26 protein-coding genes are annotated in these 19,802 nt (G+C 39.0%); 16 read left to right on the top strand and 10 right to left on the bottom strand.

Going from position 1 to position 19,802, the window contains the following annotated elements:
- Positions 1-3: 3 nt before the first annotated feature.
- The 5 genes from BMZ31_RS13420 to BMZ31_RS13400 all read right to left on the bottom strand — a co-directional run bounded on the left by BMZ31_RS13420 (position 4) and on the right by BMZ31_RS13400 (position 2,272).
- Positions 4-399, bottom strand: coding sequence for a (deoxy)nucleoside triphosphate pyrophosphohydrolase (locus BMZ31_RS13420; RefSeq protein ID WP_090832265.1), 396 nt, complete (start codon positions 397-399; stop codon positions 4-6).
- A gap of 73 nt (positions 400-472) precedes the next feature.
- Complete coding sequence (locus BMZ31_RS13415; protein ID WP_090832264.1) at positions 473-766, bottom strand: hypothetical protein; 294 nt, start codon at positions 764-766, stop codon at positions 473-475.
- 9 nt (positions 767-775) lie between these two features.
- Positions 776-1,159: an SHOCT-like domain-containing protein gene (locus BMZ31_RS13410; protein WP_090832263.1), complete on the bottom strand. Its 384-nt coding sequence runs from the start codon at positions 1,157-1,159 to the stop codon at positions 776-778.
- Positions 1,160-1,171: 12 nt separating this feature from the next.
- A complete protein-coding gene (locus BMZ31_RS13405) occupies positions 1,172-1,537 on the bottom strand; it encodes a DUF2089 domain-containing protein (protein WP_090832469.1) in 366 nt (121 codons plus the stop codon).
- 285 nt (positions 1,538-1,822) lie between these two features.
- Complete coding sequence (locus BMZ31_RS13400) at positions 1,823-2,272, bottom strand: SgcJ/EcaC family oxidoreductase (RefSeq protein ID WP_090832262.1); 450 nt, start codon at positions 2,270-2,272, stop codon at positions 1,823-1,825.
- Positions 2,273-2,377: 105 nt separating this feature from the next.
- Between BMZ31_RS13400 and BMZ31_RS13395 the strand changes: the two genes are divergently transcribed.
- Positions 2,378-3,121 (top strand): DUF2161 domain-containing phosphodiesterase, encoded by a 744-nt coding sequence (locus tag BMZ31_RS13395; RefSeq protein WP_090832261.1) that lies wholly within the window; start codon positions 2,378-2,380, stop codon positions 3,119-3,121.
- 39 nt (positions 3,122-3,160) lie between these two features.
- Here BMZ31_RS13395 and cbpA read toward each other — a convergent pair whose 3' ends face one another.
- Positions 3,161-3,805: a cyclic di-AMP binding protein CbpA gene (gene cbpA / locus BMZ31_RS13390; RefSeq protein WP_090832260.1), complete on the bottom strand. Its 645-nt coding sequence runs from the start codon at positions 3,803-3,805 to the stop codon at positions 3,161-3,163.
- A 258-nt stretch (positions 3,806-4,063) separates the two neighbouring features.
- Positions 4,064-5,572 (bottom strand): UDP-N-acetylmuramoyl-L-alanyl-D-glutamate--2,6-diaminopimelate ligase, encoded by a 1,509-nt coding sequence (locus tag BMZ31_RS13385; protein ID WP_090832259.1) that lies wholly within the window; start codon positions 5,570-5,572, stop codon positions 4,064-4,066.
- 169 nt (positions 5,573-5,741) lie between these two features.
- Here BMZ31_RS13385 and BMZ31_RS13380 point away from each other — a divergent pair, with 169 nt between their 5' ends.
- From BMZ31_RS13380 to BMZ31_RS13365, 4 genes are all read left to right on the top strand, one after another.
- Positions 5,742-6,806 (top strand): DUF2157 domain-containing protein, encoded by a 1,065-nt coding sequence (locus BMZ31_RS13380; protein WP_090832258.1) that lies wholly within the window; start codon positions 5,742-5,744, stop codon positions 6,804-6,806.
- Positions 6,799-7,329 (top strand): GDYXXLXY domain-containing protein, encoded by a 531-nt coding sequence (locus tag BMZ31_RS13375; protein ID WP_090832257.1) that lies wholly within the window; start codon positions 6,799-6,801, stop codon positions 7,327-7,329. The genes BMZ31_RS13380 and BMZ31_RS13375 overlap by 8 nt, the downstream gene beginning before the upstream one ends.
- A gap of 107 nt (positions 7,330-7,436) precedes the next feature.
- Positions 7,437-7,631, top strand: coding sequence for a hypothetical protein (locus BMZ31_RS13370; protein WP_090832256.1), 195 nt, complete (start codon positions 7,437-7,439; stop codon positions 7,629-7,631).
- Between the two features lie 109 nt (positions 7,632-7,740).
- Complete coding sequence (locus BMZ31_RS13365; protein WP_090832255.1) at positions 7,741-7,947, top strand: hypothetical protein; 207 nt, start codon at positions 7,741-7,743, stop codon at positions 7,945-7,947.
- Between the two features lie 18 nt (positions 7,948-7,965).
- On the opposite strand, the gene BMZ31_RS13360 is transcribed toward BMZ31_RS13365, so the two are convergent.
- On the bottom strand, positions 7,966-8,685 hold the full coding sequence (locus tag BMZ31_RS13360) for a DUF3784 domain-containing protein (protein WP_175478107.1): 720 nt from the start codon (positions 8,683-8,685) through the stop codon (positions 7,966-7,968).
- Between the two features lie 159 nt (positions 8,686-8,844).
- Here BMZ31_RS13360 and BMZ31_RS13355 point away from each other — a divergent pair, with 159 nt between their 5' ends.
- From BMZ31_RS13355 to BMZ31_RS13325, 7 genes are all read left to right on the top strand, one after another.
- A complete protein-coding gene (locus BMZ31_RS13355) occupies positions 8,845-9,825 on the top strand; it encodes a nuclease-related domain-containing protein (protein ID WP_090832254.1) in 981 nt (326 codons plus the stop codon).
- A gap of 460 nt (positions 9,826-10,285) precedes the next feature.
- Positions 10,286-11,020 carry a YwaF family protein gene (locus BMZ31_RS13345; protein WP_090832252.1) on the top strand — a complete coding sequence of 245 codons (735 nt, stop codon included), beginning with the start codon at positions 10,286-10,288 and terminating at the stop codon, positions 11,018-11,020.
- Between the two features lie 296 nt (positions 11,021-11,316).
- Positions 11,317-11,442, top strand: a complete 126-nt coding sequence (locus BMZ31_RS13340; RefSeq protein ID WP_090832251.1) for an FbpB family small basic protein — start codon at positions 11,317-11,319, stop codon at positions 11,440-11,442.
- Between the two features lie 41 nt (positions 11,443-11,483).
- Complete coding sequence (locus BMZ31_RS13335) at positions 11,484-11,873, top strand: sporulation protein (RefSeq protein ID WP_090832250.1); 390 nt, start codon at positions 11,484-11,486, stop codon at positions 11,871-11,873.
- An 87-nt stretch (positions 11,874-11,960) separates the two neighbouring features.
- Positions 11,961-12,128, top strand: coding sequence for a hypothetical protein (locus BMZ31_RS20395; protein WP_175478106.1), 168 nt, complete (start codon positions 11,961-11,963; stop codon positions 12,126-12,128).
- An 11-nt stretch (positions 12,129-12,139) separates the two neighbouring features.
- The gene (locus BMZ31_RS13330) at positions 12,140-12,424 is read left to right on the top strand and encodes a YkvA family protein (protein ID WP_090832249.1); all 285 of its coding nucleotides are present in this window, start codon (positions 12,140-12,142) and stop codon (positions 12,422-12,424) included.
- Positions 12,425-12,436: 12 nt separating this feature from the next.
- Positions 12,437-13,213 carry a TerC family protein gene (locus tag BMZ31_RS13325; protein ID WP_090832248.1) on the top strand — a complete coding sequence of 259 codons (777 nt, stop codon included), beginning with the start codon at positions 12,437-12,439 and terminating at the stop codon, positions 13,211-13,213.
- 51 nt (positions 13,214-13,264) lie between these two features.
- On the opposite strand, the gene BMZ31_RS13320 is transcribed toward BMZ31_RS13325, so the two are convergent.
- Positions 13,265-14,611: an MATE family efflux transporter gene (locus BMZ31_RS13320; protein WP_090832247.1), complete on the bottom strand. Its 1,347-nt coding sequence runs from the start codon at positions 14,609-14,611 to the stop codon at positions 13,265-13,267.
- Positions 14,612-14,846: 235 nt separating this feature from the next.
- On the opposite strand from BMZ31_RS13320, the gene BMZ31_RS13315 reads away from it, so the two are divergent.
- From BMZ31_RS13315 to BMZ31_RS13305, 3 genes are all read left to right on the top strand, one after another.
- The gene (locus tag BMZ31_RS13315; RefSeq protein WP_090832246.1) at positions 14,847-15,371 is read left to right on the top strand and encodes a sigma-70 family RNA polymerase sigma factor; all 525 of its coding nucleotides are present in this window, start codon (positions 14,847-14,849) and stop codon (positions 15,369-15,371) included.
- The gene (locus BMZ31_RS13310) at positions 15,364-16,677 is read left to right on the top strand and encodes a DUF4179 domain-containing protein (protein WP_090832245.1); all 1,314 of its coding nucleotides are present in this window, start codon (positions 15,364-15,366) and stop codon (positions 16,675-16,677) included. The genes BMZ31_RS13315 and BMZ31_RS13310 overlap by 8 nt, the downstream gene beginning before the upstream one ends.
- Before the next feature lie 94 nt (positions 16,678-16,771).
- Complete coding sequence (locus BMZ31_RS13305) at positions 16,772-17,479, top strand: DNA alkylation repair protein (RefSeq protein WP_090832244.1); 708 nt, start codon at positions 16,772-16,774, stop codon at positions 17,477-17,479.
- Between the two features lie 50 nt (positions 17,480-17,529).
- On the opposite strand, the gene BMZ31_RS13300 is transcribed toward BMZ31_RS13305, so the two are convergent.
- On the bottom strand, positions 17,530-18,648 hold the full coding sequence (locus BMZ31_RS13300; RefSeq protein WP_090832243.1) for a metallophosphoesterase: 1,119 nt from the start codon (positions 18,646-18,648) through the stop codon (positions 17,530-17,532).
- A 332-nt stretch (positions 18,649-18,980) separates the two neighbouring features.
- On the opposite strand from BMZ31_RS13300, the gene BMZ31_RS13295 reads away from it, so the two are divergent.
- On the top strand, positions 18,981-19,796 hold the full coding sequence (locus BMZ31_RS13295; protein WP_090832242.1) for a formate/nitrite transporter family protein: 816 nt from the start codon (positions 18,981-18,983) through the stop codon (positions 19,794-19,796).
- The last annotated feature ends 6 nt before the right edge of the window (positions 19,797-19,802 follow it).

The following is a 19,802-nucleotide window of genomic DNA, read 5'->3' as shown; positions in this document are numbered from 1 at the left end:
AGACTATTTTTCATTTATGAGTTGTTCAACTGCAGGGATGTCTGCTGGAGCCCAAACCAGGGAGGAAAGATTTTCTCTTTTTAGCCAGATGAGTTTTGAATGCTCACTTTTTTCAGGTGTTCCTTTGGCGATTTTACACTTAATCGCAATCAAATTAATAATGAACGTATCGTATTCATGGGTATGGTCATTAAAGATTTCGAATGTCTCGATTATACAACCTAGTTCTTCATGGATTTCTCTTTTTAGAGCAGAATAGAGATCTTCGTCTTTTTCGACTTTTCCACCTGGGAACTCCCACATATTCGGGATTGCCATATGTGGTGAGCGTAAGGCACAAAGAATTTCATCGTGTTCGTTTTCGATAATTGCTGCGACAACTTTAATATGCTTTTTCAAGGTAAGTCCTCCAGAGATGATATTCATCTAATCATATCATTTTTTCTGGAGGAGGATAAAACTAGATTCCAGCTTATAACCTTACAAAAACTTCAGTGCCGTCTTTCATTTTGACGTCGACGATGACAAGTCCTTTGTGATGACGTAACTCTCGAATCGTTTGTTTGATCATTTGTTTGCTAAGTTTACTGTTTAGTGGCATGAAAGATGCGGTGGACTTGTTATCTGAGTATTGAGTGGTCCATTTCGTCAGTTGGCGTAAGACCAGTTCAGAAGATAGAAGGGAACATCCAGCCTGGAGGATCGCGTAGGGGATAGGGATGTTCAGTTTCAAGTTTTGGTCTGTTTTGATTTTGACGTGAATCATCGGTGGCCTCTATTCAATGATGACGGCAACGGAATCACCGTTCGCTGATTTGATGTCGACGATTTGACCATCCAGTTCGTTTTCAATTGCTTCAATAAGAAGGTTAATATCAATATCTTTTACGTATTTTTCGGATTGTGGAATGCTTGCCGCAATGCTGTGACCCGTTTTTAAGACTGCTTTCACAAGCTTGATTGGCAAGTTCACATTTACGTTATCATTTTCCTTAGAGATTACGCGGATTTTAAGAGTTTTGTCTGTATAATGTGCAGGTTTTTGTGGTGAAATGGCTTCTTCTTTTTCTTTTAACACGTCAATAAGTTCCGCGGCTTTCTTGGAATCAATTTTTCCGTCCTGTACAAGCGTTAAGACTCTTGAAATTTCTTCTTTCATGATTTACTCCTCCTATTCACCTTTTAAAAGTTTAATGGCTTCTTCAGGGGTAATTTCTCCCTTTTCAAGCATGGTTACAACCTTTTTCTCATCTACTTCATTTTTCTTTTGTGGCTCATAACCGAGTGAGGTAATAATATCGGTCAATTTTCCGCGGACAGTCGGGTAGGAAATCCCAAGTTCTTTTTCAACTTCCTTGATATTTCCTCTGCATACAAGAAACGTTTCCACAAACTGAAGCTGTTCTTGTGAAAGTGATGCAAACTTAGAGAGTTCAAATTCATTTTCAATTGTCGTAGCGCAATGGTTACAATGTAATTTGGTGATTTTTAAAGTCTGGCTGCAAACGGGACAATTTGTGATGACAGGATAGCTCATAATCAAATCCTTTCCTTCGTTTGATTTGATTATATAACTTGGAATTAAAAAAGTAAATAATTTAATTAAAAAATATTTCAAAACTTAATACCTAAATTAATATTATTAATTTCAATGTTAATTTTATTGATTTGATCAAACGTTTGATTAAAATCCGAAAGAAATTGGAGTCTGGAATATGAAGTTCAAAAAAGCCAAAAGAATCAAGTGCGATTCATTTTGGCTTATTGAGGGCAAATTCTATCTACAAAGTGAAGAAAATCAACCATGTACCTTAACATTGCCTTAATTTAGTTCCTGTCTCAATTCATTCGTCATTTCTTCCACTAATTCTGGTCTTCCATGAAATGCAGCGGGCGTGTTTTGAAAGAGATCGGTTGACCACTTTTCATTATGTTGAACGGCTACTAGCGTGTGATGTGCATTTAGTTTTGACTCCAGATCCGACTGTCCGATCGGTATCATTCCGCCAATGGCACGAAGTACCGCTACAGTTGAACTTAAAAATCGGACATCCTTTATTTTACTTACATACGGAGCAGTTGGATGATTTTCAAAAATCAGCGCAAGGTGAGAAAATATTTCGTTACTCCCTTTGGCTGTACTTCCATCAAAGCCAATCAACTCGCCGCTTTCACCGAACAGATCAGCCATATCTCTGGCATTTCGTCTGTTCCAGGTGTCCATTAAGTTCTGATAAAGAGTATGTATATCGTTTGATGCTGAAGTCTCCATGCCCATGCCTCCCAATGATTAGTTTTTATTAATCGTATTATATCTAGTGGCTATATTCAAAAGATACGAAAAGAAACATGATATAATACGAGATGAGGGGATTCTATGAAAAGTAAAGATATAAAAATATATGAAGTCGATTTGTACGCGCCCATCCGTGATTTTTTTACAGAAGAAGGGTACGAAGTGCATGGTGAAGTAAAGCATTGTGATATCACGGCTGTTAAAGGAGAGGAGTTAATCATTGTTGAGTTAAAGAAAAGCTTAACGATTGATTTGCTTGTCCAAGCCACGAAACGACAGCGTCTAACCGATCAGGTTTATATTGCTATTCCTAAACCGAAATACAATCTTTTTTCAAAAAAGTGGAAAGATATTCTTCATTTAATCAAAAGGCTTGAACTTGGCCTAATTCTGGTTAACTTTTCTGATGAAAAGCCCACTATAAAAATCGTCTCTACCCCAACAACCTTCGACCGCTTAAAAACCATGCAGCGAAGTAAAAAGCAGAGAACGAAACTCTTCGAGGAAACAAAGGGGAGAAGCGGAGATCATAATATTGGTGGGAGCACGAAAACGAAAATCATAACAGCCTATAAAGAAAATTGTATTCATGTCGCTTGTCTTCTCAATCATCATGGTCCAATGTCACCAAAGAAACTACGGGAATTCGGTGCGGGTGATAAGGTATTGTCGATATTCCAAAGCAATTATTACGGCTGGTTTGAAAAGATTAGCAGAGGAATGTATGGGATAAGCGAAGTGGGGAAGGCAGAACTTGCTACTCTACCTGAACTGGTCCAGCATTATCAAAGAATGGTAGAAGAAAAAGAGTTAAGCGAAGAATAAGACCCACAGAGCAATCGATGCTTTGTGGGTCTTCATTTTTTAACAACTTCCCTCGTGACACTCAACACCGATTACACGATAGCCGTTTTCGTCGAGCTTTTCTTTGATTTTTTTCAAGGTTGCTTTTGATGTATCTTTTGGCAAGGTGAACAGCACTCTGCGGATGAGGCTCACGTGAAAATTCGAGGAATCCAGGCTGATGACACCTTGAATATCACTGTAATTGCTGATGAGGGCAGTCATTTTTGCAAGTGTACCTTGTGTCCCATAACTTCCGATTGTAAGGGTATAACTCCCGCGATCCAATCCCCAAGCTTCTTCCAAAAGCTTTAATACCGCGGCATGTGTCAGCAGACCAGCAAATTCCTCTTTATCATTGATAACAGGCAAATAAGGATACTGCTTCAGGTTCTTAAATGCATTCATGAAAGAGTCGTTTTCATTTATTGCTGTGTTTTGGTCGCTTGCGAGAATGGTGATGTTATCCTCAAGAGAATTCTCTTCTTTATGCTCCAAAACATGTACTTTATAAATGTTCCCGATAAATTTCGAATGCGTTTTATCCAATATTGGAACGCAGCGATATCCTGTTTCGTTAAGAAAATCCAGAGCTTGCTTTAGCGTGAACGTTTCATCACAATAGCGGACGGCATCCTTTGTAACCATTTGATGACGAATGAGCATTTTATCATCCTCCTTTAAAAAGGCTCTTCGCATTGTATGATGGAAAATGAAAAAAATTCCTTTTGTAGAGGAATTTTTTATGCGAGTTATGCTGGATTATGTACTTTTTGTGAAACTAGACGAATGTAGTGCCAAATTAGAAAGATTACTCTAGAAACTGGATGAATGTTCACCTAAATTAGAAAGATAATTCGCGAATCTGGAGGGATGTCCAAGCACTCCATACAAAAAAACGCAGAACCCCGGAAGGATTCTGCGTTATGCTTCCAAATAATCGTAATCCACTGTTGCTAGGCCATTTCCAAAGTATGTTTTGATTATTTCTTTATCAGAATGAGGAATTTTATTACCTTTTATCAACTGAGCACCATTGATACAGCCGCTAGTAAGTAAAATAAGGTCTTTTGCACTGCTCAATGACAGGGCGGTTAAAACACCTTCGCCTCGAGTAGGTGCGGTATGAATGTTCATCGCGAATCGGTTCTCGAATCCTTTAAGAACTTGTCCGATGATTTCGTGAGGATCGTTAAAACCTGGATGGTCTACAGAAACCACGATTTCGTCCGCTTGATTTTCAACTACTTCTGCCATTTTAGGCATTTTACTTTTATCACGGATCCCGATTCCAGTAATCATGACTATTAATCGGTTGTAGCTAAGCTTCTTTACTTCCGTTAAAAGATTTTGAAGTGCTGCTGGGGTGTGGGCATAGTCCAAAATGATTTTACGTCCTTCAAGTTCATGAATGATTTCAAAACGACCTTCGGGACCTTCAATATGTGGTAGAAACAGCAAGATGTCTTCAATGGCAAAACCTAAATGCAATGCCGTACATACGGCTGCTAGCAAGTTGGCAACATTGTAATTACCTAGCAATGGCGTCCTGACGATAAAGGATTTATTTTTCAAGATGAGTTCAAAGGATGTACCAGAGTTGTTGACTTTGATATTTGCTGCTTTCACATCAGCATTCGACGCTTTATTCAAACTATAAGAGAGTAGGGGACCCTGAAAAGCCTTGATAATGTCTGCACCCATTCCTTGATCATCCAAGTTAACAACGGCTCTTTTAGCCTGAGTAAATAATTTCAGTTTGGCAAGCTTATAGTTTTCAAAAGTATGATGGAATTCCAGGTGCTCTGGAGATAGGTTTGTGTGGATTGCCACATCGAAATCGATGCCTGCCACTCTCTTTTGTTCAATTGCCACTGAGGAGACTTCCATTACTGCTAACTTGTCACTTTGATTATGAAGTTCATTGAATATGTAATGTAAGTCGCACGCTTCCGGTGTAGTCGGAGTGGATTGTTCAAATTGAATTTTACCTTTTGAGGAATGAATTCCGGTAGTACCAATCGAACCAGCAGAAACTCCGAGCAAATTCATTAACGACCTAACGTATGCAGATACAGTTGTTTTACCGTTCGTTCCAGTAACTCCGACTGTAGTCAGTTCTTGATGAATATTTTTATAAAAAGAAATGGATAATTCTGCTAAAAATACACGCGCGTCTTTAACGAGAATAAAGGTGCGATCAGGATACTTAAGACTTGCGCTTTCAAGGGAAACTTCATTTTCGCCGGCTATGAGTGTAGCGCCGCGTTTGATAGCATCTTCCAGAAATACATGACCATCATGGTTTTCGCCGCTGACACAAATAAAGGCCGACCCTGGTTGCACCTTTCTAGAATCAAAGGTGATAGATGTATAGGATGGGAATTCTGTTCCCCATAATTTCACGAATTTTAGATGTTTGTATAATGACATGGTTGTCCTTGTCTCCTTTATGAGTGACCGAGAAAATTTCGATGGAATGGACATACTATCTTCTTTTACCCAGCGTGGAAGAAAATAATCCATTAAAATAGAATAAATACAGATTGTTTTTTGGTGGAGAATAATATAATGGAGTAATAAGGAATAAAGGGGTGAGATATTGGTAAAGCGCATAGTGAAAAATCACGAATTGCAGATTCTGAACCGTGAGTTTCGATACTTGGAACAAGCTGGTGTAATGACCCCGGAACAGAGATGTGAGTTAGAAGATTTATATGAAGTGGAAGAAGGCTTATCTTTTACTAAAACGTTATTATATGTAGGATCTATCTTAATAGGCGCCGGTATCCTAAGTTTTGTTGCAAGCAACTGGGAAGAAATTGGACGCGTAGCGAAGTTTTTAGTCATTATAGCTTTGTTTATTGCCAGTACTTTTGTTGGATTTAAAATGGAGGAAAGCTATCCGAAGACATCAAGAAGTTTCTACTATTTAGGTGTCCTAGTTTTTGGGGCAGGAATATTCCTAATCGGGCAAATGTTTCATTTCGGAGGAGATTTTCAAGGAGCCTTCCTTTGGTGGTCACTTGGGATATTACCGCTAGCTCTTGTATTAAGGGATAAGAATATATTGCTGGCGGCCGCGTTTTTTGTTCTTCTATATGTTAGCGATGATCTCTATTTAAGTGGGCAAATGATTCCGTTATGGACATTGCTATGGTTGGGAGCGATTTACTATTTAAATCGAAAAATTGGTTTCTCAAAGGCAACAGCTTTCATTACAGGAATTGCGGCTCTTGCTTTACTTGGAAGCGTCATTAGTTTCTTCTTAAACGGTCAACATGAATTTATTTATGGCATGGTATACCTCGTGATCGGAATCGCACTTGTCATCGCAAAAGAAAAATTAAAGGATGTTTATGTAATTCTAGGTTATTTGGTACATGGATTCGCTGGGTTTTTCTTAACATTCCAAGAGGCATGGCCGGTCGATTGGATCTACATTCCATTCTCCATCTTGTACATTCTTTTCTTGCTCACTTTAGTGAAAAAAGGTAGCTTGTTAAGCATTGTCATCTTATGTGTGATCATCTTTCGATTTTATATTGATATCTCTTTTGATTTTCTGCCAAAATCGCTCGTCTTCATTATCGGTGGGATCCTCCTGCTAGGCTTTGGTTTCTATTTTGAAAAACAAAGGAAAAAAGGAGGAGACGCACATGAATAAACGGACAAAACAATTGTTGCTTGCTTGTGCGTTGCCTGTCCTGATTCTACTTGGTATGACAGTGAAACCTATTTATACGGTGTTGAAAGGAGAAGAAATCAAGCTGCAGACTAAGCCGGTTGATCCATCGGATGTATTCCGTGGAGACTATGTGGCTCTTGGATACGAAGCAGAAGAAATCACAAAGAACTTGGTTGATGCTGATGTGATTAAAGAATTGAACAAGCGGAATACAGGTGTACGGGTGTATGTATCCTTGGTAGAAAAAGAAGGGATTCATGTTCCAGAACAAGTGAGTTTAAGGGAACCTAAAAGTGGAATCTATCTAAAAGGCACCCTGCAATATATCGGTCCTAACAATTTAGAAAAAGAAGTGGCCTATATTGAATATAGTTTAGACAAATACTTTATTGAGGATAATACAGGAACAGAACTGGAAAAAGCGGCTGCCAGAGGGGATATGCTTGCTATGGTAAAAGTGAAAAATGGCTACGCCATTCTAACGGATCTCACCGTAAAATAAGGGAAGAGAAATGGAGGAGCAATCAAGCTTCTCCATTTTCTGTATAAAACCCCTCCAACATACGCACCTTATTACCCAAGTGAATACTATGATTAAGGGTGATAATAATGGTGTGGTTTTTATTATTTATAGTGGCTATTTTAGGATTTGGGTTTATGGTGGACTTTATGTATAAGCAAATAGGCATTGAGCATGTCGATCCGAGAGAGAATGAAAAGCATGTCTCCGAATCAGAGAGAATCTATTTTGAATCACATATGCACAACTCAAAAAGTTATCACGATCATGGTGGAATGTTTTAGAGGAGAGGCGCTAAGCCTCTTTTTTTTGTGTTCCGTGAATGTATAATGGAAGTAATGAAACTTTTCTTGGAGCGTTTCGTATGTAAAACAAAAGGATGGTGGATGGTAAATGAAGAATTTTTTCTTGATTCTATTAGTGGGGTTAATAATAGCTTCCATTGCAGGAATCGTGCTTGGATACTATAAATTTGGCTTTGGCATAGGGGCTCTCGCTGCATTCCTTGCGATGTCGGTAGGTTTCCTTTTTTCAATGGACAACCATAACTACGTACATAAAAGCTACCATAATGATTATACAGATAGACTGAAAAAATAAAGCAGTAAGACATTTGTCTTACTGCTTGTTTTGTAATGTCTCATACCACTTCTGAGTTTCAGAAGCGTCATCAGAATTAATGAAAATATCTTTACCGTCCATTTTGATGTAAAGATATGGGGCATTACCTTTTTCGATAAATAACAAGCTGCTCCCGTAACCAGTCACTTTAAAATATCCTTTGGCAATGCCGGCAGTGCCAAAGCCGTTTTGCTTCCATGTTACTTCTGGCATCTTTTCCATTAACTCCACGTTCTGAATGTCATCGTAGTTCCATTCTTTTCCGTACATCCCTGTGATTTCAAAAGTGTTCTTTTTTGTAATAAGGTCAGATTTTTGATAGCCCTGATAAGAGAGAACCGTAATAAAAGCAATGACAGCCACAAAAATTAGTGAGCTGATCGTATAGTTAGACTTTCGTTTATGTGGAAGTTCATATTTGATCAGATAGATAAATCCTCCCATTAAAAAGACGATCAGAAAACCGAATTGGGCTTCCATCGCAAATTTAAAGGTTGTAAAAGTCAATGGGAGCATAAGGAGCATCCCAATAGCTGTGGCCATCAAAAGGGTGCCAGTTTTTTGAGGATAGCCGTTTGCAAGCAATTGCTGCTTTTCTACTTCAGGTCGTGAAGCAAAGTTGGAGATGAGCCAGTATGCCTTTCTGTAGCGAATGGCCCATCCAAGGATAAAAAAGAGTAAGATAATGAAAATTTGGACGCCGAACATAAACCACATAAGAATCCCTCATTCCTTCGGTTCGTTACATTATATACGTATGAAAATGGATGAGGTTTCGTTTAAGTAAAGTTCAAAAATACTCCTTATTTAAAAGAAAGGGAAAAAACAGGTGGAAGGAGAATATTTGGCTGAATCCATTTTAAGGAGTGTGGGAATATGATAGCAAAAGAACGGACCATTCCGTTGAAGATTCAAGTTGGAGAAGCACTGAAAAGAAGACTTCCAATCCGTAGTCTTTACAGAGATGAACTACAAGAAGAATTGAACAGAAGGTGGGCTGGATATTGGGGAGAGCAGGCTATCGACCATCACTTAACCCTTCTTGATGAAAAAAAGTACCTCATTTTCCACGATTTAAACCTTCCATGGCATGGTTATACCTTTCAAATTGACACCATTCTCCTTTCCACAAATTTTGCATGTATCCTCGAAGTGAAAAACATCGCTGGAACTTTATTCTTCGATCAAGTTTTCCATCAACTCATCAGAACCAATTTTGAAGGTGAGGAAGAGGGTTTTGCGGACCCTATTTGTCAGGCACAACACCACCAATTACAACTCAATCACTTTTGGAATAGCCATCGACTCGCCCAGTTGCCTATCGATTTTGGCGTTGTCATGTGCAACAAGCGAAGTATCTTAAGAACGAATCCAGGGAAAGAGAGCATCTTTGAAAAAGTGTTTAAGGCACATCACTTACTGAAATATGTTCAGGAGATGGAGAGGACATACACCGAGGAAGTTCTATCCCAGAAAGAATTAGCAAAAATAAGAAGAGTTTTAATCAAGAATAATACTCCGCCCAGAAGGCTGTTCATGGACAAATATCTTAGCTCGTTAAAGGATATAAGATCAGGTGTGCATTGCCCCAACTGTTTTACCATTCCAATGAAACGCGTTAATCGAAAATGGCACTGTACAAGCTGTGGCGTCTTTTCACGTGATGCGCATTTGGAAACGCTACGAGACTACTTTTTACTAGTTGATTCAAAAATCAGTAACAAGAGCTTTCGTGAATTTATGCACTTATCATCGTCATATGTAAGCTCAAGGATGTTGGCAGAAACCCAATTTCCGAGTTCAGGTGCAACCAAAGATCGTATTTACTATCCTCCTGTAGATTTGTATAAGGGGTAAATAGTGGTTTCGCAATATTCCCCCTAGTTTTTGCAAGAATATGAGGAAGTTTCGCAAGAATCACATAAACTTTCGCAAGATCGAAATAAAATAGGTGTTTTTTGGAAGTTCGAGCGTGTAACCAACGTGTTGAACTTCCATTTTTTGTGTGGTGGGATGTTGCGAAAAAGTGGTTTCGCAAGATTGGTCCGGAATTTCGAAAGATTTCACCTGGTTTTTGCAAGAATAAGAGGATGTTTCGCAAGATTCCAACAAATCTTCGCAAGATTGAAATATATTTGGTAATATAATGGTAATTGGAGTTTCCCATGAACCACCTAGTCCAGCATATTTGCACCATTCCTCCAAAAAATAAGCATTTACCCAAAGATATTCTTCATACAATTATATAGAGCTAATCAAACGTTTGTTTAAAGTCTGAATTTCCACGTATTGAACACAAAATTTAGGTGGTGATTGTATGTTTGGCAGGAGCTATCAAGATTATGATTTTGAAATGTTTTCAGTAAGTCATTTTGCAGTCATCACCATTTTGCTAGTTGTTAGCATCGCAATGTACTTTTTTCGAAATCGTCTTAAAGAAAAGAACTTGAGAAAGGCAGAGGTCGGTGTCGCACTATCGTTATTGGCTATGGAAGGAACCTACCACACCTGGATGTATGTGAATGGCAGTTGGAAGGCAAGTCATGCTATCCCTCTTGAGTTATGCAGCCTCAGTCTTTTTCTCACGGTCCTCTTATTGTTGACAGGGAAAAAGCTTGTTTATGAGATTCTATTATTTACGGCCTTATTGGGGGCATCACAAGCAATGCTAACGCCATTGCTTAATTACGATTTTCCACATTTTCGCTTTTTCCACTTTTTCTATTCGCATCTGATGATCATATGGGTACCGCTTTATTTTACCTGGATAAAAGGGTATAGGCCCACAATCTATTCTGTTCTAAAATTGTTCTGTTTCCTCAATATTCTTATGCCATTCATCATGCTGATCAATAAGCTCGTGGGTGGAAATTATATGTTCTTAAGCCACAAACCAGAGAGTGCAAGTTTATTAGATGTCCTTGGTCCTTACCCATGGTACATCTTATCGTTAGAAGGGTTGCTAATATTATTGAGCCTCATTGTCTGGTTAGCGTTGAGGGAGAAAGGCACGAAAGTGGAAATGCCAGTCGAGAAAGGATTCGGCGGTTAATGATAAGGAGAATGTTCATTTCGGCACAAACCAATTGACAGATTCATAGATATGTTGTAAGCTTATTTCAATCAGTTGAATAGTTTTCTCCTAAAGGGGAGTAGCTTTTACAACAGAGTCGTCATTACGGAGAGTAATCTCCCGGCTTTGTTGGCAACGAAATGACCGTTGTTAGCAAGACCTTTACCTAACTCATAGGTAAAGGTCTTTTGTTTTTTCTGAAACCTTTACCTGCATTCGGGTAAAGGTTTTTTCTTTGCCCTTTCCAGCTAACTATCCAAAAAGGGGAGATTTAAATGAAAAAGAGAAAAGTAACTTTCGCAGAGTTAATGAAGCAAAACAAGGAAGAACTTATGAAGGATCCTAAACAAATGGCCATGATTGAAAAACGCATTGAAGAAAAAAGAGTGAAGTCATCATAGTCGAAGCTTTATCATACTAAAATGAAATGGGAGGATTTACATTGTTGCTTAGAAAATACATGTCACTATTAGGAATTGGTTCAGCGAAAATTGATCTTATTTTAGAAAAAGAGTCGTATAGACCTGGAGAACCAGTTCATGGTTACTTTTTTATCCAAGGTGGTACGATCGAACAGCAAGTAAAGCGGATTGAGTGTGATCTAGTCATGTTAGATCAGATTTCTGGGGTCGAAACCATTGTTGATTCGGCTACCATCTTATCTGGGGCAAAAATTGAATCGGAAGAAATGAACAAAATCAACTTTTCGTTTCAGTTACCAGAGTCTGTAGCACTTACGGATGAAAATACTTCGTACTGTTTTCACACAAAACTCCATTTTAATGAAGGTGTGTTAAGCAGAGATGAAGACGTTATAAAAATTATTCACTAATAATAAACTGAAAGGGCGACTTGTCGTGTAAAAAAATCGGCTTCTTATCCAAGATTGAATCCAATTCATAAGGAGAATCGATTTTAATTGAAATTAAGCTTGTTTCGTCATTTGTTTTTAACCTTTACGTTTGTAACGGTATTGCATAACCAAGTAGCGGCGACCGCTACTCTGGAGGTGAAAAATCCTCCGCGTTTGCAAAGCAATATCGTTACGACGATTCAAGGGTTTTTCCAGTCATGTTCAAAAGAATAGAGGGTGAAGTAATGTTTAAAACTTTTAAAAGACTAAAATTCATATTGAAATTTAGAAAATCAATCCCGTTCGTAAAAGACTTTTTTACATCAGGGGAAGTGCCCTTAGAGAAAAAAGCATTAGGGATACTAATGGTTTCCACTTATGCTTTTTTCCCGTTTGATTTGATTCCAGATTTCCTCACTTTTTTCGGAATAATTGACGATGTCGTGATTGCAGGCTTTGTTCTTGAAAGAATGGTTAAAATGGCTCCTGCACCACTAAAGGAAAAATACGGGTTGCTCGATTATAGATAAGGAGGAATATAAATGGAAGTTTCTATCTTGCTAGAATACGGTTGGGTACTATTATTATTAATTGCTATTGAGGGTTTATTAGCAGCCGATAATGCACTTGTTTTGGCGATTATGGTCAAGCATCTGCCAGAAGATGATCGGAAACGTGCATTGTTTTATGGGCTTGCGGGTGCGTTTGTGTTCCGCTTTTTATCGCTCTTTGTTATCTCATTCCTTGTAGACGTTTGGCAAGTACAGGCGATTGGAGCGTTATATCTATTTTTCATCGCGATTAACCACATCGTGCGAAAAATAATCATTCATAAAAGTGGCGAAAAAGTTGTTGAGGAAACGGACAAGAAGGCATCAAGTTTTTGGGCAACTGTCCTAAAAGTCGAAGTGGCTGACATTGCGTTTGCCGTCGACTCCATCCTTGCAGCCGTTGCACTTGCTGTTGCGTTGCCAAATACAAACCTGCCACAGATTGGCGGTCTTGATGGAGGCAAGTTCCTTGTTATTTTTGCTGGTGGTATCATCGGAGTCATCATCATGCGTTTTGCAGCAAACTTCTTCGTAGATCTTTTGCAAAAGAAGCCTGGATTGGAAATCGCAGCCTTCCTAATTGTTGGTTGGGTAGGCGTAAAGCTGTCAGTGTATACTTTATCCCATCCTGAACTGGCCGTATTATCAGAGGGCTTTGCAAAATCGCCTGCTTGGAAAATCACGTTCTATACGGTTCTACTGCTGATTGCAGCAGGAGGCTGGTTTTTCTCAAAAGAAAAGAAGGAAGACCATGTCTCGGCAGCCTAAGTATAAGAAGAAGGGGGCACCACTTCATTTGAAGCGGTGCCCCCTTTGGTTTTACGCTGTTTTTTCAGCTACAGTCAGTCTGATTGTGTTCCAATCCTTGCGATAGAATCGGACTAATAACACTACCCCAAATAATCCTAGATACGTATACAGTGCAAGCCACGCACCGTAGCTTGAAAAATCAAATACAAACACCATCAAATAAGTCAGTGGAACGAAGAAACCCCAGGCAAGCAATAGTGATGTCCTTAGTAAGAAGGTTGTATCGCCAATTCCTCGTAATCCTCCACCGAAGAAATTAAAGAATCCATCTAAAATCTGCATAAATGCAGAAATCATGATCAACTTTGCGGTGAGTTGATAAACCAGTGGATCATCAGTGTATATTTTTGCGATTGACTCGGCAAAGAAGAACTCTACTGAACCAAGAATAAGCAAGAAGATACTACCCATGATGGCTGTTTCTGTTCCCATTTTTCTGGCTGTGGCGGGCTGATTCTTACCGATTTCTTGACCGACCAAGATCGTGGCCGTCGAGCCAAATGCAGCAGCAGGCATGAAGCCGAAGCTCATGATGCTTAAGGCGATTTCATTTGCGGCAAGCGCGTGCGTACCGAGGCGAGTGACAAACGCGGTAAAAACAAACATCGCCATGCTTTTGGAGAATTCCTGAGTTCCAAGCTTGAAGCTCTCTTTTAGCATCAGTTTTGCTTCTGAAAGGTGAAGCTTCAGCTTAGGGATAAATCCAAAGCGACTATTAAGTTCCCGTAAATAAGCCAAAGCAATTAAAGTTAAGACAGTTGCCTCCCCGATAAGCAGGGCAATGGCTGCACCTGTTAACCCTAATTTTGGGAAGCCAAAGTTTCCGTATGTGAGTGCATAGGTGAAAAAAATCATGACAGCGTTTCCGGTTAACGAGGTCATCATTGGTGTTTTCGTATTGCCGATACCTCGGAAAAATCCATGCAAGGTAAAGGTCATAATGGAAAATACCATCGCCATGAAACGAATTCTTAAATATCCTTCACCCTCCTGTATCATCTCTTGATGACTTCCAAGGATTTTCAGTATCCATTCAGAGCCGAATAAACCAACGAATAGTGTAAAGATTCCTGCCAACACACTGAGAATTAAAGCAATATAAGTTCGCTCGACACCTTTTTTTAAATCGTTGGAACCAAAACTTTGAGCAACAAGATAGTTAACTGTGTGGCCAATTCCCGAAAACAGTGCCCACGAGTTATACATAACTATATTTGATACGCCGACAATCGCGATGGAAAGGGCGCCTAATTTTCCTACCATGATGAGATTGATCATGCCCGTAACCGTCATCGATGCAAAAGAGGCAATCGAAGGAATGGCGAGCATTAAAATAGTCTTCCAGTTTCTTAACATATGATTCTCCTAACATTTTCAAATAATATCCAAATCCTTTTCCATGCTACTACAGCCGCTAAGTAAATGTCTATGAAAAGAATTTGGATATATGCTGATTTAGGTAGGTGTGAGGGAGTTAATGTAAAATCCTAAGCTTTTAACGATTTAGTAATTTTTTTACAAATAATCAAAACCTTTTAGTCGTTCAAAGGTCTAATATATAAATAGTAGCTGAAAGCAAGGGGGCAAGGTGATGCAAGAAGAGGAGAGATTAGCCGAGCAAGCAATCAATGGTGATGATGAAGCTTTTTTGAAACTAATCCATTTGTACAAAATTGATTTATATAAAACGGCGCTTTCTTATCTTAGGAACGAAGGAGAGGCGCTCGAAGCAATCCAGGAAGTGACGTACCGAGCTTATAAAAAAATTCATACGGTGAGAGATGCTTCTTTTATTAAGACTTGGTTAATTCGAATTATGATTAACTACTGTAACGATTTTCTGAAAAAGAAAAAGAGGCTTATGTTTGTGGAAGAAATGATTCAATCTCAGCCAGTATCAGAAACTCACATGGAAATGGAGATAAAGGATGCGATGCAAGGATTGGATGAAAGGTCACGCGAAATTCTGACGCTTAAATATTTTCATGATCTCAAGATAAAGGACATTGCCAAAACGTTAGATTGTCCTGAAGGTACTATCAAGACCTGGTTAAATAAAGCATTGAAATCACTGCGGGAAAAACTTGGTGAAAAAGGTGGGAATCTCAATGTATAGAAATGAGGAAGAAAAACTTAACGAATATAAGAATTCCTATGAGCATATTTCCATACCAGAAAGCGCATTGGACGATGCTATTTTTGCAGGTTTTCAAAAAGCAAAAGCAGAAAAAATAAAGAAACCTCGGGTGAAAAAATGGCTAGTATCCTTTACGGTGGCCGCATTGCTTCTCATAGGGTTTGCGTCATCTATTCGGATGTCACCTGCATTCGCTGGATATGTATCAACACTTCCGGGCATGGAAAAAATCGTCGAACTCATCTCAGATAATAAAGGACTTTTATCAGCGATTGAACATGATTATTATCAAAAGCTCGATATTTCTAAAGAGAAAAATGGAACCAAAGTAATCATTGATGGAGTCATTGCTGATGAGCAAGGTCTGGTTGTATTTTATACGCTCCATTCGAATGAAAGGAAAAAGGAGCTGCGTATTGAAAGTGCCAACATTATCAGCCTCGATGGTGAGCAACTGAACCCAGGAATCTTTTATGGAAACGATGACTACTCCGAAGAAGGGAAGACCTCTCACAGTGGCACATTAGAGTATTATTTTGAAAAGCCAATTGAGTCCCGACAATTCAAACTGGAATTAGAAGTAAAAGGAAGTGGTGAAGAAAAATTCAGCATCCCAATTCATTTAAAGAAAGTTCAAGTGACAAAAAACTACGATGTAAATAAGACTGTTGTAATAGAAAAACAAATAATAAAAATATCAGACGTAAAGATATCACCTTTAAGAGCAGCTATCCATGTAAAGATGGATGCTAAAAATACAAAAAAGATCTTGGAAATCGAAGACCTTCGCCTTGTCGATGAAAATGGTGAGACTTGGGGGAAAATCACCAACGGATTTAGTGCTTCTGAGATTTCTGCTGATGAAACAATCATTTACTTGCAAAGTAACTACTTCAGGGAACCAAAAGAATTATACCTCGTATTCAATAAGGTTCAGGCCGTTGATAAAGATCAATTATATGTCTCAGTCGATACAGTGAAGGAACAAATTCTCAAGCAACCTGATGGAAATCTTCTGAAGGAAGTAAGAGTAGATGGAAATAATGTGACCTTTGTGTTGGATTCTGGACAGGAACATAGTTATTTTCCTTTTGGAAAAATTTTAGATGGGAACGGAAATGAGATAAATTATAACGAATCATTTTCTAGCAACATGGGTGAAAAGGGGATGGAGGAAATGGGCGTTATCATTCCCAACTTGCCCAATCAAAAGAACCCTATATCCCTGGAGTTGAGATTTTTCCCGACTTGGATTGAAGGGAATGCCAAGGTTAAAATCGAATGATGTTAATGAAGGTGTGGAGTGAGCTGTCTAACGTTTAGGCGGCTCGTTTCCGCTAATACTTGAATATAAGAGGAATTGGTAAGGAGTTGTGAAGATGACTTTTGAGGAAATCATGAAGAACCTAGAGGAACTTGGAACCGAGCAAACGAAGAACACTTATTTGAACCATGGGGCGAAAGGCTCCTTCTATGGTGTGAAGATAGGAGATTTAAAAAAACTCGTCAAATTTGTGAAAAAGGATCATGATTTAGCGTTAAGACTTTATGATACCGGTAATCACGATGCCATGTATTTAGCGGGTTTGTCCATTAATCCAAAGCTCGTGGAAAAAGAAACGCTACAGGAATGGGTGAAAAGCGCCAATTGGTATATGCTTGCTGAATATACGGTTGCTGGGGTTGCGGCTGAAAGTAATCATGCTCTGGAACTTGCTAGGGAATGGATGAATTCAGAAAGTGAAATGATTGCTACTGCCGGCTGGAACACCTATGCGAATTACATCACGATCACTCCTGACGAAAAATTGGATTTGGCTGAAATCAAGGAATTATTGCAAAGAGTCGAAACTACGATTCATACGGGACAGAATCGGGTCCGCTATTCCATGAATACGTTCGTTATTTGTGTCGGAGGATACGTGGAAGCATTGCACGAAGAAGCCAAGAAAGTGGCAGCGGCGATTGGTAAAGTTCATGTCAATGTTGGCAATACAGCATGTAAAGTACCACTGGCGACCGAGTATATTCGTAAGATGGAAGAAAGGTCAAAGATAGGCGTTAAGAAGAAAACTTGTCTTTGTTAATAAAAAGGGTTCTGTCTCCATGTGAGAGTCAGAACCTTTATCAACTAAAATCAAGAATTTGTAAATGTAACATCAATTTGCAGGATCTCCGAACGGCTGCCAATCCTTAACGGTGGTCCCCAAAATCCGAAACCAGATGATACAAAAGCGTGAAGCTGTTCTTTTTTTAAATAACCCCAATCGAGTTCGTACATTTTTTTCGTGATGAAGTGGTTGGGAGCCATTTGTCCACGATGAGTGTGTCCGGATAGAAGAATATCAACACCACTTTCCTGAGCTTGTTTGAGCTCATATGGCTGATGGTCCATGGCAATGATAGGATAAGAAAGGTCTAATGATTCTATCAACTCACTGATTGGTTTTCTATACTTGTCCGTGCGGTCTTTTCTGCCAACAAGGTAGAAACTGTCTTCAATTTTTAAGATATCATCCATCATGATGTCTATATCAATCTTCTTCATTTCCTCAACGAATTGTGGAATCTTTCCTCCGTAATATTCATGGTTGCCGAGAACCCCGAAAATGCCTAATGGTGCCTCCAACTCGCCCATAAGAGCACCCATGTTTTTCTCAATGAAAGGCTCAGGTTCGTCATCAATAATATCACCTGGAAGAAGGATGAGATCAGGTTTGATGTCGTTCATCTTTCGGACTAACCTCCGCAAATGTGAACGACCGGATAATCTGCCAAAATGCATGTCGGAAGCGACGGCAATTCTAAGCTTATCCAAATTACCTTTCTTCTTTGGAACGGTGATCTCATGTTTTCTCACTACAGGCATATATGCGTTGAAAAGTCCGAATAGGTAAATTCCGATAAAAATCAGGCCAGTTACCGTACCAACCGAAAGAATCGCGGTTTCTTTTGGTATGGAAGTCAGCGTTAGCAAGAAGAAAATGATATTCGCTAATGGCAAGAGGATGAGACCATACTGAATGACGCCGAACCATAAATAACTGAGGCTTGTGAATACGGATAATCGTTTAGAAGCCCTGCCGATGATAAAGGCGTACGACAACACGGCAATCAATATACTGTATAACCAAAGCGTTTGAAAACCGAAGGCTGTGGAAAGAAACACCCAGCCATTCCAGCCGATATAAAATAATAAGCCGTTAAAGACGATGAATACGAGTGAAAATAAGAGTAGTTGCTTAAACTTTAGCATAGTAATCTCCTTTGTAAAAAGCTCCTTCACGATTTTAACATAGTAAAGGGATTGAGTGCTCGTTGATTGACTCGACTCTCAAGTGATTGTTCATAGCGGCTATGTTTAAGTACATTCATGATTTTTTCACATGGTTGATTGGAGCGGAAATCAATAGACAAGTTTATAGAGCTTTTCTAACGGCCAGCGACGGATGAAGTAAAATGAAATCGCTTTAATAATCGTTCGAAAATGTTCACAAGAAATCCTAAAGAGTTGAGGTACAATAAAAATAAAGTTGTATGTGAAAAAGTTCACATAAAAGGGAATAATTTTGAAAGGACTTGATCATCTTGGCCATTTACAATCCAGAGGAAATTTTGAGTATTACTATTCGGAATGGTGTGAAGAAAACGAAGTATCCAATCTTACAAACTCTCATATTAGGATTTCAAGCGGGTGCCTTTATCGCTTTAGGTTACCTGTTGTCCATAAGAGTCACAGCACCCTTATCAGATCAATTTGAAGGGTTCAGTAGTCTAATCGGGGCTTCTGTTTTTCCAATTGGCCTCATTCTGACATTGTTGGCTGGTGGAGAACTGCTGACCGGTAACATGATGGCTGTCCCACTAGCGAGAATTTCCAAGCAGATTAAGGTAGGTCAAATTTTGAAAAATTGGAGTTTAATTACCGTGAGCAATTTTGCGGGAGCTTTGTTCATCGCATATGTTTTTGGTCATCTTGTCGGATTAACCGAATCAGGTGATTTTTTGGAAAAAACCCTTAGCATCGCAGAACATAAATTAGAAGCAACGTTCCTTCAAGCGTTCTTATCAGGGATAGGTTGTAATTGGCTCGTTGCTGCAGCAGTTTGGTTATCATATGGATCTGAAGATATGGTTGGAAAGATTGCCGGCATTTGGTTTCCTACGATGACGTTTGTGGCAATAGGTTTTCAACACGTCGTTGCCAACATGTTTGTCATCCCAGCAGCAATCTTTGCGGGACATTTCACTTGGACGGAATACTTCTTAAATTTTGTTCCTGTCTTCTTAGGTAATGCCGTTGGAGGCAGTGTGTTTATTGCAATGGCATATTGGTACGCATATTTAAAAAAGATCGAGAAGGATGCAAAAATTCTCCCTTTGAAAAAAATAAGAGAAATGTAGAAAGAG

It is taken from the genome of Bacillus sp. cl95, assembly GCF_900115925.1.
In the GTDB taxonomy this organism is placed as follows: Bacteria; Bacillota; Bacilli; order Bacillales; family Cytobacillaceae; genus Neobacillus_A.
This window is presented reverse-complemented; position numbering and strand designations above follow the sequence as displayed.

Coding starts and splice junctions, on each gene's coding strand:
- BMZ31_RS13415 (WP_090832264.1), bottom strand. CDS start 766: ATGATTCACGTCAAAATCAAAACAGACCAAAACTTGAAACTGAACATC.
- BMZ31_RS13410 (WP_090832263.1), bottom strand. CDS start 1,159: ATGAAAGAAGAAATTTCAAGAGTCTTAACGCTTGTACAGGACGGAAAA.
- BMZ31_RS13405 (WP_090832469.1), bottom strand. CDS start 1,537: ATGAGCTATCCTGTCATCACAAATTGTCCCGTTTGCAGCCAGACTTTA.
- BMZ31_RS13400 (WP_090832262.1), bottom strand. CDS start 2,272: ATGGAGACTTCAGCATCAAACGATATACATACTCTTTATCAGAACTTA.
- BMZ31_RS13395 (WP_090832261.1), top strand. CDS start 2,378: ATGAAAAGTAAAGATATAAAAATATATGAAGTCGATTTGTACGCGCCC.
- cbpA (WP_090832260.1), bottom strand. CDS start 3,805: ATGCTCATTCGTCATCAAATGGTTACAAAGGATGCCGTCCGCTATTGT.
- BMZ31_RS13385 (WP_090832259.1), bottom strand. CDS start 5,572: ATGTCATTATACAAACATCTAAAATTCGTGAAATTATGGGGAACAGAA.
- BMZ31_RS13375 (WP_090832257.1), top strand. CDS start 6,799: ATGAATAAACGGACAAAACAATTGTTGCTTGCTTGTGCGTTGCCTGTC.
- BMZ31_RS13370 (WP_090832256.1), top strand. CDS start 7,437: ATGGTGTGGTTTTTATTATTTATAGTGGCTATTTTAGGATTTGGGTTT.
- BMZ31_RS13365 (WP_090832255.1), top strand. CDS start 7,741: ATGAAGAATTTTTTCTTGATTCTATTAGTGGGGTTAATAATAGCTTCC.
- BMZ31_RS13360 (WP_175478107.1), bottom strand. CDS start 8,685: ATGTGGTTTATGTTCGGCGTCCAAATTTTCATTATCTTACTCTTTTTT.
- BMZ31_RS13355 (WP_090832254.1), top strand. CDS start 8,845: ATGATAGCAAAAGAACGGACCATTCCGTTGAAGATTCAAGTTGGAGAA.
- BMZ31_RS13345 (WP_090832252.1), top strand. CDS start 10,286: ATGTTTGGCAGGAGCTATCAAGATTATGATTTTGAAATGTTTTCAGTA.
- BMZ31_RS13340 (WP_090832251.1), top strand. CDS start 11,317: ATGAAAAAGAGAAAAGTAACTTTCGCAGAGTTAATGAAGCAAAACAAG.
- BMZ31_RS13330 (WP_090832249.1), top strand. CDS start 12,140: ATGTTTAAAACTTTTAAAAGACTAAAATTCATATTGAAATTTAGAAAA.
- BMZ31_RS13325 (WP_090832248.1), top strand. CDS start 12,437: ATGGAAGTTTCTATCTTGCTAGAATACGGTTGGGTACTATTATTATTA.
- BMZ31_RS13320 (WP_090832247.1), bottom strand. CDS start 14,611: ATGTTAAGAAACTGGAAGACTATTTTAATGCTCGCCATTCCTTCGATT.
- BMZ31_RS13315 (WP_090832246.1), top strand. CDS start 14,847: ATGCAAGAAGAGGAGAGATTAGCCGAGCAAGCAATCAATGGTGATGAT.
- BMZ31_RS13310 (WP_090832245.1), top strand. CDS start 15,364: ATGTATAGAAATGAGGAAGAAAAACTTAACGAATATAAGAATTCCTAT.
- BMZ31_RS13305 (WP_090832244.1), top strand. CDS start 16,772: ATGACTTTTGAGGAAATCATGAAGAACCTAGAGGAACTTGGAACCGAG.
- BMZ31_RS13300 (WP_090832243.1), bottom strand. CDS start 18,648: ATGCTAAAGTTTAAGCAACTACTCTTATTTTCACTCGTATTCATCGTC.